This window comes from Streptococcus halichoeri, assembly GCF_009870755.1.
In the GTDB taxonomy this organism is placed as follows: Bacteria; Bacillota; Bacilli; order Lactobacillales; family Streptococcaceae; genus Streptococcus; species Streptococcus halichoeri.
This window is the reverse complement of record NZ_WLZU01000011.1, coordinates 1-17,068: the sequence shown is the minus strand read 5'-3', so window position 1 is coordinate 17,068 and position 17,068 is coordinate 1. Positions and strand designations below refer to the sequence as shown.

General features: G+C 39.6%; 15 protein-coding genes and 2 pseudogenes. 5 read left to right on the top strand and 12 right to left on the bottom strand.

Annotated elements, in window-relative coordinates:
* Positions 1–433: 433 nt before the first annotated feature.
* The 7 genes from GWD08_RS04065 to GWD08_RS04035 all read right to left on the bottom strand — a co-directional run bounded on the left by GWD08_RS04065 (position 434) and on the right by GWD08_RS04035 (position 7,462).
* Positions 434–1,435 carry a LacI family DNA-binding transcriptional regulator gene (locus GWD08_RS04065; RefSeq protein WP_159564370.1) on the bottom strand — a complete coding sequence of 334 codons (1,002 nt, stop codon included), beginning with the start codon at positions 1,433–1,435 and terminating at the stop codon, positions 434–436.
* Between the two features lie 115 nt (positions 1,436–1,550).
* Entirely contained in the window at positions 1,551–3,467 is a 1,917-nt protein-coding gene (locus GWD08_RS04060) for a heparinase II/III family protein (protein WP_159564368.1), read from the bottom strand.
* 64 nt (positions 3,468–3,531) lie between these two features.
* A complete protein-coding gene (locus GWD08_RS04055; RefSeq protein ID WP_159543541.1) occupies positions 3,532–4,347 on the bottom strand; it encodes a PTS system mannose/fructose/sorbose family transporter subunit IID in 816 nt (271 codons plus the stop codon).
* Positions 4,334–5,200, bottom strand: coding sequence for a PTS mannose/fructose/sorbose/N-acetylgalactosamine transporter subunit IIC (locus tag GWD08_RS04050; protein ID WP_159548869.1), 867 nt, complete (start codon positions 5,198–5,200; stop codon positions 4,334–4,336). The genes GWD08_RS04055 and GWD08_RS04050 overlap by 14 nt, the downstream gene beginning before the upstream one ends.
* A gap of 29 nt (positions 5,201–5,229) precedes the next feature.
* A complete protein-coding gene (locus GWD08_RS04045) occupies positions 5,230–5,724 on the bottom strand; it encodes a PTS sugar transporter subunit IIB (RefSeq protein WP_159543537.1) in 495 nt (164 codons plus the stop codon).
* A gap of 104 nt (positions 5,725–5,828) precedes the next feature.
* On the bottom strand, positions 5,829–7,028 hold the full coding sequence (locus GWD08_RS04040; protein WP_159548872.1) for a glycoside hydrolase family 88 protein: 1,200 nt from the start codon (positions 7,026–7,028) through the stop codon (positions 5,829–5,831).
* Positions 7,028–7,462 carry a PTS sugar transporter subunit IIA gene (locus tag GWD08_RS04035; protein WP_159548875.1) on the bottom strand — a complete coding sequence of 145 codons (435 nt, stop codon included), beginning with the start codon at positions 7,460–7,462 and terminating at the stop codon, positions 7,028–7,030. The genes GWD08_RS04040 and GWD08_RS04035 overlap by 1 nt, the downstream gene beginning before the upstream one ends.
* 357 nt (positions 7,463–7,819) lie before the next feature.
* Between GWD08_RS04035 and GWD08_RS04030 the strand changes: the two genes are divergently transcribed.
* The 4 genes from GWD08_RS04030 to GWD08_RS04015 are packed head-to-tail and all read left to right on the top strand — an operon-like array spanning position 7,820 to position 10,980.
* A complete protein-coding gene (locus GWD08_RS04030; RefSeq protein ID WP_159564366.1) occupies positions 7,820–8,632 on the top strand; it encodes a gluconate 5-dehydrogenase in 813 nt (270 codons plus the stop codon).
* Between the two features lie 16 nt (positions 8,633–8,648).
* Positions 8,649–9,290, top strand: a complete 642-nt coding sequence (locus tag GWD08_RS04025) for an RpiB/LacA/LacB family sugar-phosphate isomerase (protein WP_159564364.1) — start codon at positions 8,649–8,651, stop codon at positions 9,288–9,290.
* Positions 9,291–9,318: 28 nt separating this feature from the next.
* On the top strand, positions 9,319–10,326 hold the full coding sequence (locus GWD08_RS04020) for a sugar kinase (protein ID WP_159543527.1): 1,008 nt from the start codon (positions 9,319–9,321) through the stop codon (positions 10,324–10,326).
* Between the two features lie 18 nt (positions 10,327–10,344).
* Positions 10,345–10,980: a bifunctional 4-hydroxy-2-oxoglutarate aldolase/2-dehydro-3-deoxy-phosphogluconate aldolase gene (locus tag GWD08_RS04015; RefSeq protein ID WP_159564362.1), complete on the top strand. Its 636-nt coding sequence runs from the start codon at positions 10,345–10,347 to the stop codon at positions 10,978–10,980.
* Positions 10,981–11,170: 190 nt separating this feature from the next.
* On the opposite strand, the gene GWD08_RS04010 is transcribed toward GWD08_RS04015, so the two are convergent.
* The 5 genes and pseudogenes from GWD08_RS04010 to GWD08_RS03995 all read right to left on the bottom strand — a co-directional run bounded on the left by GWD08_RS04010 (position 11,171) and on the right by GWD08_RS03995 (position 16,579).
* Positions 11,171–13,822, bottom strand: a complete 2,652-nt coding sequence (locus GWD08_RS04010; RefSeq protein WP_159564359.1) for a valine--tRNA ligase — start codon at positions 13,820–13,822, stop codon at positions 11,171–11,173.
* Positions 13,823–13,840: 18 nt separating this feature from the next.
* Positions 13,841–14,749, bottom strand: coding sequence for a DUF5655 domain-containing protein (locus GWD08_RS04005; protein WP_159564357.1), 909 nt, complete (start codon positions 14,747–14,749; stop codon positions 13,841–13,843).
* A gap of 1 nt (position 14,750) precedes the next feature.
* Positions 14,751–15,313: pseudogene (locus GWD08_RS08760) on the bottom strand (ATP-binding protein).
* Positions 15,310–15,867, bottom strand: coding sequence for a GNAT family N-acetyltransferase (locus GWD08_RS08755; protein ID WP_244295478.1), 558 nt, complete (start codon positions 15,865–15,867; stop codon positions 15,310–15,312). The pseudogene GWD08_RS08760 and the gene GWD08_RS08755 overlap by 4 nt, the downstream one beginning before the upstream one ends.
* Before the next feature lie 457 nt (positions 15,868–16,324).
* On the bottom strand, positions 16,325–16,579 hold the full coding sequence (locus GWD08_RS03995) for a DUF1912 family protein (protein ID WP_159543516.1): 255 nt from the start codon (positions 16,577–16,579) through the stop codon (positions 16,325–16,327).
* Between the two features lie 373 nt (positions 16,580–16,952).
* Between GWD08_RS03995 and GWD08_RS03990 the strand changes: the two are divergent.
* Positions 16,953–17,068 (top strand): annotated as a pseudogene (locus GWD08_RS03990) (IS30 family transposase); the annotation flags it as partial.

Below are 17,068 nucleotides of genomic sequence, written 5' to 3'. Positions count from 1 at the left end.
TCACTATTGAGGTGCAGCGTCAACTGCTCCATTTTTTCAAAAATGGCTTAAAAAAGAAAATCATAAGCTCTTACGATTAAGCAAGTGCTTTATAGCCATATTTAACATCACACGCACCACTTATAATTTTCTAGCTAAACATCAACTATGTCAAAAAGTTAAGCAGCTGAAGGGAAATAGCCAGGCATGAAAAACACTAAAAGAAATCAATATAACGGAAGTCTAGTCTTTAGACTAACTAATATTTCAGAGTTAAGACACAATCACAAATAGTCTAGGACAGGCTCTTCAAGGTATTAAAGTGCTTACCATTAGCAAATTTTTGCTAGCACTAGCAGCTATTGGCAGTCTTGAGTTCTTAGTAACTATAAACTATAGGGGAAGCTATAAACATAAGTCATCCTCTACAGGAAATTGAGAGCCTTTACTGTTTTTATAGTGTTGATTCTTTCCATTCAATCTTACAATCAAATATTTTCTGCTTTTCCTCGTGGAGCGCCCCTTCAATTTCATTAATAAGAATCTCAGCCGCCTCTTTACCTTCTTCGTAAGCTGGCTGAACAATAGTGGTGACGGTTGGTGAAGAAAAATTAGTCCACTCAATATTGTCAAAGCCAACCAGCCCTGTTTGAGGCATCGCTAATTGAAGTTTTTTCATCGCTGTAAATACCATATGTAAAGCCCAGCAATTGGGGACAAAAACTAGAGTATTGTGAGAACGATTAATATGCTGATCTAAGAAAGTCTCAATCTCTTCCATCTGTGTTTGTTCTTGATCAATAATTAATTTTTCATAGGTATAGTTTTGCTCTTCCAGAGCATCTATAAAGCCAGAAGCCCTTTCTATACGGGTACTCAAAAGGCTAGGATCCGCTGTAATCATCACAAAATCAGTATAACCTTTGTCAATACTAGACTGAATCATATCATAAACAGCATCATAATTATTTGTTTTAACCCAATTGGTTCGGTGCTCATACAATTGACTATCAAAGAACACCATGTGCTTTTCCTTTTCTTCAATAATGCGCGAATATTTACGAAAATTAGATGTTGGTTGGATAATAAAGCCATCTACACCAAGATTCAACATATTTTCAATATAGTGATCTTCATTTTTAGAATCATAATTACTATTGCCAATAATGACCTGGTAATTTTTTTCTTTGGTCAACGTTTCAATGCCTTTAACGATTTGATTAGAAAACGTATTAGTAATATCACCGATTAGTACTCCGATCAAATGAGTATTTTTGGAGTTTAAACTTCTAGCAAGTGTGCTTGGTTTATAGCCTGTTTCTTTGATAACGTTTTCAATGCGCCTACGTGTCTCCTCTGACATTTTCTCATATTTATGATTCAAATAAAAAGATACCGTGGTCTTGGAAGTCTGTGATAATTGAGCAATGTCAGAAATGGTAACTTTTTTGGACAATCTCTTTTCCTTTCTTACAGTATATTTTCTTCTTAGTTAATCGGTTTAGAAATAGTTAGGATTATTCTTAGTATACCATAGAATGCTTTGATGGTGGGGAAAAAGACCCGTCCAATTAATTTTTTAAACGATGACAAATTCCCTTTACTTTATCATAAACAACGACTCGTCCCTTACATTTGTAAGCCGCTAAATGATAGAGTTTGTCTCCCTGGATAATATCAGCTCCCAGTAGTGCTATAAAATAGTGGTAATTTGAGCCCTCAAGTTCAAAACCATATGCATTCTTTAGTGGTGACTCACTTCCGGTTTGAAGAATGGGATGCTCTCTCACACGGCAATCTTGGTCTAAAAAAAGCGTGACATCTGTTAAGGTATCAGTAAATGGCTGACGCTTAACGAGTTTACTACTAGGTGTCAGTTGATTATAGCGCTTTGAAATAAGCATCTCTTCTACCTGCAAGGGCTGTAAACTATAAACACGTAAATTATTTATTTTCCCTTTCTGATATGTAACCTCGCTATCAAGAATAAATTGCGTTTGCAAGCAGTGCCTACCAGGACAATAAACCCGATCAAAAACAACAGTGTTTCCTGCAGGTAAGCAAAGAATTTGACGCTGATGAAGTACAGGGTTGCACGTATTGCTGTCCATAACATATCCCTCAAGTAGGACTAGCTTATCTTCTAACACTGGTGGCAAGAGTTGAGCTCTGGGATAGGAATTATAAGTCCAGGAGCTTTGCACGTGCTTAGCTGCTTCTCCTACTAAAAAGCAAGTTGAATGACACTCTTGACTTTTTAGCTGATAGCGCAGCGATTCTTCCTTATACGTGTAACGACCAGGATCCACAATGAGAGCTTGTCCCTGGTCATACAGACAAAAACTATTTTGATCACTATGACTATGTGAACTACCAAATGGCCCACTTTTAAAAAAGAGGTAAGAACGTGCATTCCTATAACAAACGTGTCCACTAGATGGGAAAAAGGCCAGCTGATTGGTTAATTCTTTCTCCTTTAAAGTCTCAAATCTTTCTATTCCTGGTCGACCAAACAACAAAATAGAATCAAGGTCCACATGTGCATAGGCCTTGCTTTTAAAGAAAGGGGATGCAAAAAAAATAGCTGAGCTGGTTAGAATATCACGTGTATCCGTTCGATCACTGTCACCAAGAGCAATTTGTCGATGATCAGGACCAGTCATAGCAACAATGTAGTTAGCCATTTTTAATAAAACAGGTGTTAGTTCAGCCGCCTTTGAAGGCATTAAATGGGCTAATTCCAGGAGATTTTTGTAAACTTCAACATGATACATTATTGACTGCTCATATTGACTGCCATCATCAAGAATTTGTAAGTTCAACTGCTGTTGCAACTCTGTTTCAGCAAATTCTCGCAAGCTAGGACTAACCACCTCTTGGCCATAATAATGAGACCAAAGCAATATGGCTACTGTCTGAGGAATACCCCAATTACTCAAACTATATTTAGGCTGATAAGCAGCATGCAAGTAGGTCAGCTGTGAGCGTACAGAACTTAAAATTAAGGACTCATCTGCTAAGGATAAGCTGGCAAATTGATCCAAATAAAGCAGAAATTTGAGCCATGTCAAGCATCGAATACCCGTATCTAATGTCCGTGTCGCTGGGCTTTTAGGAGTTAACCGTTCAACTTGATTAATCCAATCACGGATAAAAAAGAGAGCTTGCTCTTGATATTTTGTTTGCTTTTCAACGATGCCTACCAGGAGCAAATTCATAAGATAGGTTTGTCGATTAAGCATATAGGCCCACTCAGGATCAGTTGTCGGGGAATGCTCCCAATCTAAAAACTTTAATTTTATCGGTTTACTACAAGGTTCCATATCCCAGTTATCAGTAAAAATAAACGTATGACTCAACAGCAAATCGGCACTTTTTTTACGTTGCTCATAAGCTCTTTTGTGATGTCTCTTAATATAACTATTACAATAATCGGGATCAAATTGTAATAAGAATGGTGGTCGATTTCTTAACAATGATGACTTCATAATAACTCTCTCCCATTTAAACGAAAAAGGATTAGAAAAATCTCTAACCCTTTGACGCCTTTTTTTATGCTAATATACCTAGCCAACTGCCTAAAATTCCAATAATTACCGTAAGAATAACTAATTTATAGGTTGTCCATTTTTTATTTTTAATGAGGTAAAACATTAAAAGGGTATAAAGTGCAGGCAATAAAGCAGGAGCAATTTTATCAAGCATACCTTGAACCGTCACAATCTTTTGAGCTGAACTAGTTACTTTACCTGCTGCAAAGGTATAAGGAATAGTAAGCTTCACTTGAGTTGCTGCTAAGCTTGAAATGACAGTTACCCCAATAATATTAGCTGCACGTGAAATAATGGTCATTTGTTCACTGAGCTTTTCAATAAAGTTTGTCCCCAATTTATAGCCATAATAACCAGTCACTAGTTTAATCGCTGTTAATATAGTATTCATCGCTACAAAGAATAATAATGGCCCAAGAACTAAACCATCTGAAGCTAAGGATGCTGCAATTGTGGAAAAAAGCGGCGCTAAACAAAATTGTGATAGAGAGTCCCCAATTCCAGCCAATGGTCCCATTAATGCCATCTTAATTCCCCGCACCTCTTCTTCAGGCCGCTCGTTTTCAATCATAGCCAAATGCAAGCTAGTAATAAATGGGAGAAAATGAGGGTTTGTATTATAAAATTCAATATTATCTTCAACTGCTTGAGCTAAAGCTTTTTTATCATCGCCATAATACTTTTTCAAAGCAGGAAAAATAACATTAGCATAGCCTAAGCCCTGATAGTTACTGTAATTAAAGCCATTTTGCAAGAAAAAAGCACGTAAAGCTGTCTTTGTATAATCACTTTTGACAAGTTTGTTAGATCCAGTCATCTTGTTCGTCTCCTTCAGGTTGTGGTCTTGCTCCAGCGGCAGCTGGTTTTCTAAAGATATCAATTAGAGCAAAGATGGTAGCAATCAGAGCTACACCAATGGTTGGTACGCCAAGTACACTATTAGCTGTAACTGAGGTTAAAACGCCATCACCATTTGATGTTGGTGTTAAGACCGGCAAACCGAAGTAAACAGCTAAAACATAACCCAACAAAATATAGGGAATAAGTTCCTTTTTCGCCATAACTGATAAAATCATTGCAAAACCAATAGCCGGAAGCATCTTACCTGCTAACGTTAAACCGTTCAAAAGTACCGGAGGAATTAAAGCAAATAAATTCGTCAATGTTTCCATTGAAAGTGCACCAATTAGCCCGAGAATGAAACCAAGTCCTGCAAATGCCCAAATCGTCCCATTAGCTGCTATTCTAAATTTGTGAAAATTCCCTACTCTAAGCGCTTTTTTAGCGGCCTCAGGCGCTCCTGCAAATGCGGTATACGTTGCTGTTTGTAAGAACTGAATACCCACTGCAATTGGCGTTGATAAGGCTAATGCTGCTTCTGGTGTAATCTTATCCTTACTAGCAACAGTTGTAATGGCCATCAAGGTACCAAAAATTCCAGGTCCAATTGGATTGGGCGGTACCGTACCACCAGCACCTACACCAAATCCCATATAAGCCAATTCCGAGATAGCACCAACTGCTAAAGCTGTCTGAATATCTCCCAAGATAACCCCTACGCCTAATGATAGAACAATACACCTATTAGTATAAAGACCAAGCAGCATACCGCTAAAACAAAAGGCCGTCCATAATCCAATAAGTACTGCTTGGATAATAGTAATACTCATAACACTCTCCTTTAAATTACCCCAGTTTATTAAATATAATCCAAAATATTAACTTCTACTGCACCATCATTTCCCGTTGGTGTTGTTTTAGTATTAAAGTAAATGCCATAATTTTCATGGAGACGACGAATCACATCCTTATCCGCTTGATCTAAAAAAATAGATCGTGTTACTTGTGTCTTGCCATAAGCATTATGGATATTACCAATGTTGATTTCCTTAATAGGAACACCACCCACCACGAGGCGATAAGCATCTGCTAAATCTTTAACGATAATAAAGATAGTTTGTGCTGGATTGGCTTTGTGGATAATCTCAATGACCTTTTGTATGGAAAAAAAACGCAGAGCTACTGACTCAGGAACAACTGTCTTCATCAGACTTTGTTGAATATTATCTTGCGAAACGGCATCATTAGCAACAATTACAGTATTACAACTTAGAAATTTCACCCAAAGCTGCCCTTGTCCATGAATTAAGCGTTCATCAATCCGTGTCATCACAATATGTGGTTCTGCTGCCATCACTGACCTCCTTCATTTTCTACCTTTATTAAACCCTATTTACTAACCCTGACTTCAGGCCATTACGTGCCTTTTTGAGATGAAAATCAGTTCATCACAAAGAACTACCAGTATAAGTCCCAGTCTTTATAAAAACGCATTAAAGCTTCTAAATAATAGTAATCGCCCCAGATATTACCTTCATCTACACCTTTGCCCGAATGCCATGAATAAACACCGTGCAATAAAAGAGGGCGGCCTGCTTGATACTCCGTATTAGCATACTTATCTATTAAGCTACGAAGCATTGTATGCATTGCATATTTATAGGTTTCCTTATCAGCATCAACCTCTGGCAAATATTTCAACATTTCATGCATCCCACAAATTGCTATCGCCGTTGCAGAAGAATCACGGGACTGTGCAGAGTCATCATTAAAAATTAAATCCCAATAGGAAACATTATCAGCAGGTAAGCGGTTCAAAAAGTAATTTGTCATTCCTTTAAACAGAGCAATTTGGTCATCATCTCGCATTTTTCGATAACTAAGTGGGATGCCATAAACTCCCCAGGCTTGGCCACGTGCCCAAGCTGAATCATCACTATATCCTTGGCGTGTCACACCTTTTAAAGGTGCTCCTGTTTCTGGATCGAAATAGTAAGTATGATAAGCCGATACATCCTCACGAATTACTGTATTAGCTGAAGTGTAAAAATGTTTGCTTGCAGCCTCTTTATACCTCACCTCGCCAGTTTGTTCAGATGCAAAAAATAATAATTGAATATTTAATAAACAGTCAATAATAAGGCGGTAATGGTCTTTTTGCCCCAATTCTCCCCAAGCTTGAATGAACTTCCCTTTTACTTGATACCGTTCCATTAATTTATCAGCCGCTTTTAAGGCAGCATCTAAAGCTTGTTCATTACCATTTATACGATATTCAGCCATACACGACGGACTATACAAAAATCCTAAATCATGATGATCTAATTCTATTTTTTGATTCACACGCTCTAAAAATGAAAGAACTTGCTTGTGCGCCATGGCTTTGATCGCTACATTTCCTGTATATTCGTAAGCTAGCCATAAGCAACCCGTCCAAAAACCATTGGTCCATTCCGTATTATCCATTACCTTATAGTGATTATCAAAAGTTGCCGGTGTTGGAAATCGGTTATCAAAATAGCCCATATTAAGATAAAGTTGCTTTAGTGCACGTTCAATAGCTTTCTCAACTTCTTCCCTTGTTAATAAAGCATTATTCAAAAAACGTTCGGGACATTCAATCTTTTCAATCGCAACTTTTCTAATCCTAGAAGACATCAAATTCCTCCTTCAAATTCAAGTTCTTGATTTTGAACTGATAGACAAGATACAAAGTCAATAATACCATTATGTGATGAAGCTATGACTTTCTCACTTAACATTTCAAGATTCATCCCCAACGCTCTAGAAAATACTGCTTCCATCAACATAGCTAAATTTAAACCAGCAAGAACCTTAAGTGTTTTATCTGTTTGCTCCATTGAGTATGTTGAAGCAACATTAAACGGTGTCCCCCCCAACAAGTCCGTTAGAATCAAGGCCTCCTGTGTAGTCTTTAATTCATTCACCAAAGCAGTTTTCACCTCGTGCGATGACATCCCTGCTAAAAAATCAATTCCCACTACATTTTCTTGCTGACCTGCAATTAACTCTAAAGAACTTAGAATCCCACTTGAAAAATGGCCATGAGCCATCACAATAATTTTAACCATGCTTTCTCCTTTTTAAACAATGAGTTTACCGGTTTACTTTCTATAGGATGATTATAGCGCTTACAGAAGTGAGTGTCAACTGTTTTTTAAACTTTTTTCTTTTTGTTTACTTATCGGACTTTCAATACGTCCATATTTTAATAGAAAAAAATCCCATCGTAAGAACTTCACGGGCTGTAAAGAGCCCTTTTTACCGCTTTTCTAGTTATCTAAACTGTATGACTTATTTTACCAGTTTCTAAGCTGAAAATATCCTATGTACACAAGGATGATTCACTCATTGACAAAACCGGTTTACTGTGTTACTATCCATGTGAACGGGTTTACTACCTGGAATATAAACTGGAGGCCAGCTTAATGACTGATCATTTTTTAAACGACAACTTCTCCCTCAAAGGGAAAGTTGCCTTAATCACCGGTGCATCCTATGGTATCGGATTTTCCATTGCAACAGCTTTTGCTTATGCTGGAGCAACAATTGTATTTAATGATATTCGTCAAGACCTTGTGGATAAAGGAATTGCTGCTTACAAAAAACTTAACATTGTGGCACATGGTTATGTCTGTGATGTGACAGATGAAGATGGTATTCAAGCTATGGTTAAGCAAATCACTGACGAAGTTGGTGTTATTGATATTTTGGTCAATAATGCTGGTATCATTAAACGTACTCCGATGCTTGAAATGAGCGCTGCCGACTTCCGACAAGTTATTGACATTGACTTAAATGCTCCCTTTATCGTTTCAAAAGCAGTTCTCCCTGGTATGATTGAAAAAGGGCACGGAAAAATCATTAATATATGCTCTATGATGAGTGAGTTAGGCCGTGAAACTGTGGCTGCTTATGCCGCAGCTAAAGGCGGCCTTAAAATGCTAACAAAAAATATTGCTTCTGAATATGGCTCAGCCAATATCCAATGTAACGGTATTGGGCCTGGTTATATCGCCACTCCACAAACTGCCCCGCTACGCGAAATACAAGCTGATGGTTCACGCCATCCCTTTGACCAATTTATTATTTCTAAAACCCCAGCACAGCGTTGGGGTGAGGCTAAGGATCTTGGGGCTCCGGCCGTCTTCTTAGCCAGTGACGCTTCAAATTTTATCAATGGACACATTTTATATGTTGATGGCGGCATTCTTGCCTACATTGGTCAACAACCAGAATAAGAGGAGATATATAGAGATGAAAATTGCATTAATTAATGAAAATAGCCAAGCTAGTAAAAATAGTCTTATTTTTAAAGAAATACAAGCAGTCGCTGATAAAAAAGGATTTCAAGCTTTCAATTATGGCATGTATGGTGAAGAAGGTGAAAGTCAACTCACCTATGTTCAAAACGGATTATTAACAGCTATTTTACTAAATAGCAAAGCTGCCGACTTTGTAATCACTGGATGTGGTACCGGTATCGGCGCAATGCTTTCTTGTAACAGTTTTCCTGGTGTTATTTGTGGATTTGCTGCAGATCCTGTAGATGCCTACCTTTTTTCCCAAGTTAATGGCGGCAATGCTCTATCATTACCTTTTGCTAAAGGTTTTGGATGGGGTGCTGAACTCAATCTTCATTACATGTTGGAACGTCTGTTTGAAGATGAAAAAGGAGGGGGTTATCCAAAAGAACGTGCCATACCAGAGCAACGTAATGCTGGTATTTTAAATACCATTAAGGCTACTACTTATAAAGATTTCCTAACAATTTTAAAAGAGCTAGACCAAGATTTCTTAAAAGAAACTGTGTCAGGTAAACATTTCCAAGAATTATTCTTTGCTCACTGTCAAGATCAAGCGATAGCTGACTATATAACAAATGTTTTAAATAAATAGCTGTATCTAGAAAGGATCGCTAGCTGCTATGACAAAAATCCTGTTTTTTGGAGAACCATTAATTCGCATTAGTCCACAAACCTTAAATCATTTTGAAAATGCCATCCCTACACAACTCTTTTATGGTGGTTCAGAAGTGAATATTGCTAGAGCACTTGAGGGCTTCGGTCAGAGGACAAAAATGTTATGTGCCCTACCTGCTAACCAACTTGGTGATAGTTTCTTGCAATTTCTACAAGCTAACCAAATTGACACTCAACATATTCAACGCACCGGGCAGCGAATAGGGCTTTATTTTCTCGAAAACTCCTTTGGCTGTCGACAGGCTCAGGTAATCTATGATCGTCATTGTAGCAGTCTACACAATTTTCAAATAAGTGCCGTTTCATATGATGAACTTTTTGAAGGAGTGACACATGTCCACTTTAGTGGTATCACTCTCTCTTTAGGACAAGACATCCGCGATATTAGTCGTTCTCTATTAGAAGAGGCTCAAAAACGAGGCCTAACAATCTCCTTAGACCTCAATTTTCGCAGTCTTTTATTAGCACCTGAAAAGGCCAAGCGCGTCTTTTCTGATTTTGCCTCCTATGCTGATATCTGCTTTGGCATTGAACCTTTGATGCTTAATCAACAAGACACATTCTTTTTTAATCGTCAAGCAGCTACAAGACAAGACATCGAAAAACGAATGTCCGCTCTTATGGACACCTTTAATTTCCAAGCAATATTTCATACCCAGCGCATCACCGATTCATATGATCGAAATGTTTATCAAGCCTTCCTTCTAAGGCGTGATGAGCAGCTAACCCTTTCGCCCGAATTAAAAACTAAAGTTCTCCAACGGGTGGGCAGCGGAGATGCTTTTGTCGCAGGAGCACTATATCAGCTCTTACACCAGGCTAACGCACAAGAAATTGTTAACTTTGCTGTGGCCAGCGGGACCTTAAAATGCACGATTGAAGGAGATAATATGTTCGAATCAGTCGAAAATGTCCACAAAGTACTCCATCACGTTAGTGACATTTGTCGATAGATAGGAAAGGAACAAGCAATGACCAAATCTGAAACACTCTTACAACTTCGGCAACAAAAAATTGTTGTTGTAGTGCGTGGCAACTCTGAGGAAGAGGCTTTCAAGGCTTCTAAAGCTTGTATTGAGGGGGGCATAACAGCTATTGAAGTGGCTTATACAAACAATAAAGCTAGTCAAGTAATCGAACGCTTAAATGCTTATTATGCAAATCAACCAACCATTCTCATTGGTGCCGGTACAGTTCTAGATAGTGAAACAGCACGCGCAGCTATTTTTGCTGGAGCAAAATTTATTGTCTCACCAGCGTTCAATGTAGAAACAGCAACAATGTGTAACCGTTACACTATCCCATACCTACCTGGCTGCATGACAATAACCGAAATTACAACCGCATTAGAACATGGCTGTGAGATTGTGAAGCTCTTTCCTGGAGGAACTCTTGGCAAAAATTTTCTCACTTCTATAAAGGCCCCACTGCCTCAAGTAGAGATTATGGTAACTGGCGGTATTAATCTCAACAGTGCTAATGACTGGCTGACTGCTGGTGCTACGGCTATCGGTATTGGTGGTGATTTTAACCAACTAGCAGCCCAAGGTAATTTTGAAGAGATTACCAAAAAAGCTAAGGCCTACCGAGAACAGATTCAATTATAAATTCTTCAATATAAGACAAAATAGCAACACCGTTCTGAATCAAATCTCGCCTAATAATCAACGCCACTCACTTCTCAAAAACACAAATGAGCATCTAACCTTCTAGGGCTAAATGCTCATTTTTATGTCTGGTCAACGTTTTTTGGCTTTGAATTGGCCTTTGTTTTGTCGGACGGTTCGAACGTTTAGATTACTTTACCAACTTTTTCATCTCTGCGATCCGCTCTTGAGTCGCATTGAATTTGGCCTGGTAGTCGCTTTGTTTGTCGCGTTCTTTTTGCACCACTTCTGGTTTGGCGTTTTTAACGAAACGTTCGTTGCCAAGTTTTCTACCGACCATGTCTAGTTCTTTTTGCCATTTGGCCAGTTCTTTGTCCAGGCGGGCTAATTCCTCTTCTACGTTGAGGAGGTCTGCTAGGGGCAGGTAGATTTCAGCGCCTGTGATGATGCTTGACATGGCAAGCTCTGGGGCTTGCAAGTCAGTGGAGATGACTAATTTTTCTGGATTGGTAAAGCGATTGATGTAATTAACGTTCGCATTGAAGAAGTCTTCCAAAACCTTGTCACTGGTTTTAATCAGTAAAGTGATTGGTTTACTTGGTGCGACATTGACCTCAGCTCGGCTATTGCGCACCGCGCGAATCAAATCCTTCAAGCTTTCTACGCCTGCATGGGCAGTAGGATTGACAAAGCGCTCATCTACTCTTGGATAAGGAGCTGTGACAATGGACCCTAGCGCATACTGACTGAAAATCTCTTCAGTCACAAAAGGCATAATCGGATGTAAGAGGCGCAAAATACTATCTAAGGTATAAAGCAGTACCGAACGGGTAATGACTTTTTCAGCCTCATTATCAGCATAGAGCACTTCCTTGGTCAATTCCACATACCAGTTGGCAAATTCCTCCCAGATAAAATTGTACAATTGGTGGCCCGCCACACCAAACTCAAATTTATCAAAATTTTCAGTGACTTTGGCAATGGTTTCGTTAAGATTGTGGAGGATCCAGCGATCCGTCACATTACCAGCCTGACCAGTAACCACCTTAGTCACATTGCTTTTTGCTTCTTTGAGGGACAAGCTTTCATTGTTCATGAGGATGTAACGGGAAATGTTCCAAATCTTGTTAATGAAGTTCCATGAAGCATCCATTTTCTCGTAGGAGAATCGCACATCTTGACCCGGAGCAGAACCGTTTGATAAGAACCAACGAAGACTATCTGTACCATATTTTTCAATCACATCCATTGGGTCAATTCCATTTCCCAGTGATTTGGACATCTTGCGTCCTTCCTCATCACGGATAAGACCGTGGATAAGCACGTTTTGGAATGGCTGGTGCCCTGTAAACTCGAGGGACTGGAAGATCATGCGTGACACCCAAAAGAAGATGATATCATAACCTGTTACCAAGGTTGACGTTGGGAAATAACGCTTGAAATCGGCTGAATCGGTATCAGGCCAACCCATGGTTGAAAATGGCCAGAGGGCCGAACTAAACCAGGTATCAAGTACATCTTGATCTTGTGTCCATCCCTCGCCCGCTGGAGCTTCTTCGCCAACATACATATCACCTGCTTCATTGTACCAAGCAGGGATTTGATGACCCCACCACAATTGGCGTGAAATCACCCAGTCATGGACATTTTCCATCCATTGAAGGAAGGTATCGTTGAAACGTGGTGGATAGAAGTCTACTTTGTCCTTTGTATCTTGGTTGGCCATGGCATTTTTGGCTAACTGATCCATTTTAACAAACCACTGCGTTGACAAACGTGGCTCAACCACAGCGCCAGAGCGTTCTGAGTGACCAACTGAATGCACACGTTTTTCGATATTTACAAGGGCACCAATGGCTTTAAGTTTTTCAACAGTGGCTTTTCGGGCTTCAAAGCGATCCATGCCTGCAAATTCACCAGCCAGTTCATTCATAGTGCCATCATCGTTCATGACATTGACTTGTGGTAGATTGTGGCGTTGACCGACCTCAAAGTCGTTCGGGTCATGGGCAGGTGTGATTTTTACAACACCTGTTCCAAATTCAGGATCGGCATGCTCATCACCTACGATTGGAATAAGTTTATTCACGATTGGGAGAATAACGTTTTTACCAATCAAGTCTTTGTAACGAGGATCTTCTGGGTTGACGGCAACAGCGACATCACCAAACATGGTTTCGGGCCGGGTGGTTGCTACTTCTAAAGCGCGCGAGCCATCTTCCAACAGATAAGTCATATGGTAAAAGGCACCTTCCACATCTTTATGGATAACCTCAATGTCAGAAAGAGCGGTACGCGCTACTGGATCCCAGTTGATGATGAACTCCCCACGGTAAATCCAGCCTTTGTTATAGAGCTCAACAAAAACCTTGCGGACAGCTTTGGAGAGGCCCGCGTCCAGAGTGAAACGCTCGCGACTGTAATCCACAGAAAGTCCCATTTTGCCCCACTGTTCTTTGATGGTCGTTGCATATTCGTCTTTCCATTCCCAAACCTTGTCTAGGAATTTCTCGCGACCAAGGTCATAACGGGTGATCCCTTGTTCACGTAGACGCTCTTCCACTTTTGCTTGCGTTGCAATCCCCGCATGGTCCATACCAGGTAACCATAGGGTATCAAAACCCTGCATCCGTTTCTGGCGAATAATAATATCTTGGAGAGTGGTGTCCCAAGCGTGGCCTAGATGCAGTTTACCCGTTACATTTGGCGGTGGAATCACGATAGAATAAGGCTTAGCTTTCTTGTCGCCAGACGGCTTGAAAACATCTTGTTCTAGCCATTTGGCATAGCGGCCAGCCTCAACTGCGGCTGGATTGTATTTTGGTGATAGTTCTTTTGACATAATTGTCCTTCCTAGCTTCTATAGTATTTGCTTAATAAGACTCATAATGTATTCTAAATTTTTAGTATCTGTGACCTTAATTTCATAGTCACCATTTCCATAATGACCAATTTGCGAAACATTTCTAGTCACCCCCTTAGCATCATCAATTTGACCTATCTTAGCATTAATAAATAGCTTTAGTTGTTTATGTTGAACTTCAATATCAATAATATTATGATTATCTTTTTTAAAGGCAATATAATGTTTTTTCGGTACAATGTCACAATCTACTATCAACTGTAAAATAGCCTGTTTATAGGAATCATATAACTCTTGGATCTCTTCAGATTTATTAGTCAATAAATCTTCTTCTGAATAAGTTTTTACCTCTTTAGTAACAAGTGAAAGCTCTGAGGAATCTCCCCTAACCGATGCTTTTATACTAGGTGCATTTACTGATTTTTTAATGTCATTAATAACAACAATATCATTTTTAAATCGCTTAACTTCCCATAATTCAATCGGAAGATCTTTAAAATCAATAGCTTGCTTTTGAAAAGAAGTAAATTGAGGTGAAACAAAGACAACCTTACTTTGTGACCAATCAATTTGTTTTTTAGATAGAATTTTCCCCGTTTTTTCATGATATTCTAAAACAAAGTCAGCTTTGTATTTTAACAAGGTATTAAGATAAGAAATCCCTTGATCTAAAACACTATAGTTTGTTGAACGTTTGTATTCAATAATAACAAAGGCTTGATTCTCCAAATCAAATGCTAAGGTATCAATACGCTGATTTTGGATTGCAAATTCAGATGAAATAAACTCTAAAGCTGTTAGCTTTTCCAAATTGTTCTCAAACAAAACGGAAAGCTCGCGTTCCAGTTTAAGAGGAAGCTCTTCTAGATATTCTAATCGCTGATTCTTAATCTGAAAAACGGTCATCTTAGGCCTCCTTATTGGGTTTCATTTTTTGGATAATCAGCTGCGCTGCTTCAGCAGCAGTGAGGTCGGTATTATTGATTTTATGGTAATGGTGCAGCTTTTCTGGTGCCTGCTGGCTGTTAAAAGTGGCATGGTCCATGGTGCTTAGAATATCATTCTCTGACCAGGCAATATCTCTTTTAAAAGGTTTGTGCTTAAGACGATTTTCCGTACGATTGCGACGCAACCGTTCTTCCAAGGAAGTCTCTAATTCTACAAAGAGGACTTCTTGGTCATGTGCTGCAAAAATGCTTTGAAGAGCAGCTAGAAAAGCCACCTCCTTTGGATCGCCAAAATTGATGACAATGGTAAATATCATTGACCGCCCTGTTTTTGCAAAAGTCTCAAAAAAGTCCAGCCGAATCTTGGTAATCAAGTCCGTGGCTGCTTTGGACCAGGGCATAAATTTGAGAACAAAATCAATGGTTTCATGATTGTGAAAAGGGTCATCTCGGTCTGCTTAGCAATTTCTTGTCCAATGGTCATTTTGCCAGAAGCCTGCGCCCCGATGATAATCAGATTCATTGCCTTCTTTGCTCCTCCCACTCACTCCTTAACAAGCCAAAAATCAATTGATCTGATAAGCTATCCTCCATTTTTTGACGCTGACGTAATCTTGCTTCTTGCTGAAAGCCAAGTTTTTCTGCCACACGCTGACTTTGGAAGTTATAGTCATATACAGCAATCTCAATCTTACGAAGTTTCAAATTCTTAAAACCAAAATCAACCAAAGCCAAGACAGCCTCTGGCATTAAGCCTTGACCCCACAAATCTGGGTGTAAGACATAGCCGATTTCAAGTACATCATGCTTAATAGCCTTAGCAAAATTCACCGTCCCCATCAAACGATCTTGCCCTTTGAGGCAAATAGCATAGATTCGTTGTCTAACTGCCTGTCCCTTTTTAGACAAATCCAGCTGGATAAAATTCTGACATTCCTCAATTGATTGATTAACTGGAAAACCAGCTAAGCGCGCCACTTCTGGACGATGACCATAGTCATACATCGCCTCAGCATCTGACATACGGACCGGACGCAAGGTTAAACGGGCAGTCGTCATTTTTTCAAATTCATTCATAAGCTATCCTCCAAGGGGCCAAAATAATATCATTTTTATCACGTAAGAGCACAAGTAGCGGCTCTTAATGCGGTTTCGCCCTTGGACGCACTTTCTTTAACCAGATAAAAAATCCCCATCTAGTCTTAACTAGACAGGGACGAATATCGTGTTAGGATTTCCGCGGTACCACCACTGTTTCAGATGACTAAAAACATCTGCGACTTTAGTTCTTCACTTGTAAACCTCAGCTACCAGCCTTGACGTCTGTACGGATTTCTCAACCTCACCGCTCTCTGTAACAGACCAACTCAATGCACCTTCTGATTACTCCTAATTCTAACAAAAATAATCGCCTTAAGCAATGCTGTTAGGCATTATTTTTAAAAGCTAGGCTAGTCTAGGTCATTTTCCCAGCTAACTCATAAAAATACCAGAGCTTCCCTGACTAGCAGCAAATCCCGCTGCAGACTGCATCTTAGAAGTGACGCATGCCAAAAGAACCGTCTGGCACATCATGAAAGGCCTTACCTTGCTTATAATTATCAAACTTACCTAATAAATAACGATAAGCATCCAGCTTACTTTCATAACGAATGGCCGCTTCTTCTGCGCGCTCATCGCCATCTGCTTGGGCAATCTGCTGGCTGGTCATAAGCGCCATTTCATTAACCTTAACCTGTGTGGCCACCCATTCTCCAAAATCCTTCAAAAAAGTTTCCTCGTAAGACATCACACACTCCTCTCCCAGATCCGATAGTTTCATTGCTCCATTATAGCACAGGATCGCTTGAGCTGTCACCACTTTCCTAGGCTTATTCCCCATTTTCAGGCCCTTGCTCAGGCCCTTGCCAAATCGCTCGCGCAAAACTTAAGCCTATTTTAGGCTAAGCCGCTCCATTCTCTGGACAGATCACGTCAGCAAAGCGCAGCTTCACACCCAGCAAACACGCAAAAGAAAGCAACTGGTGCTAGAAATAGCAAGCTCTGGGCTTTTGCAATAGCCCAAAACAAAAAAAACCGCGTTGTAAAATGAAGTGCAACAAAAAAGACATGTTCGTCTGATATACTAGAATTCCCCAATTCAGTATGGAGAGCAGATGAACATGTCCAACATTAATTCTACCAGAAAATCATCCTATTCTCATCTTTCAGCCACAGAACGGGGTGAAATTGCTGCTTATCTCAAAATGGGAAAGAAACCCGTTGAGATTGCTCGACT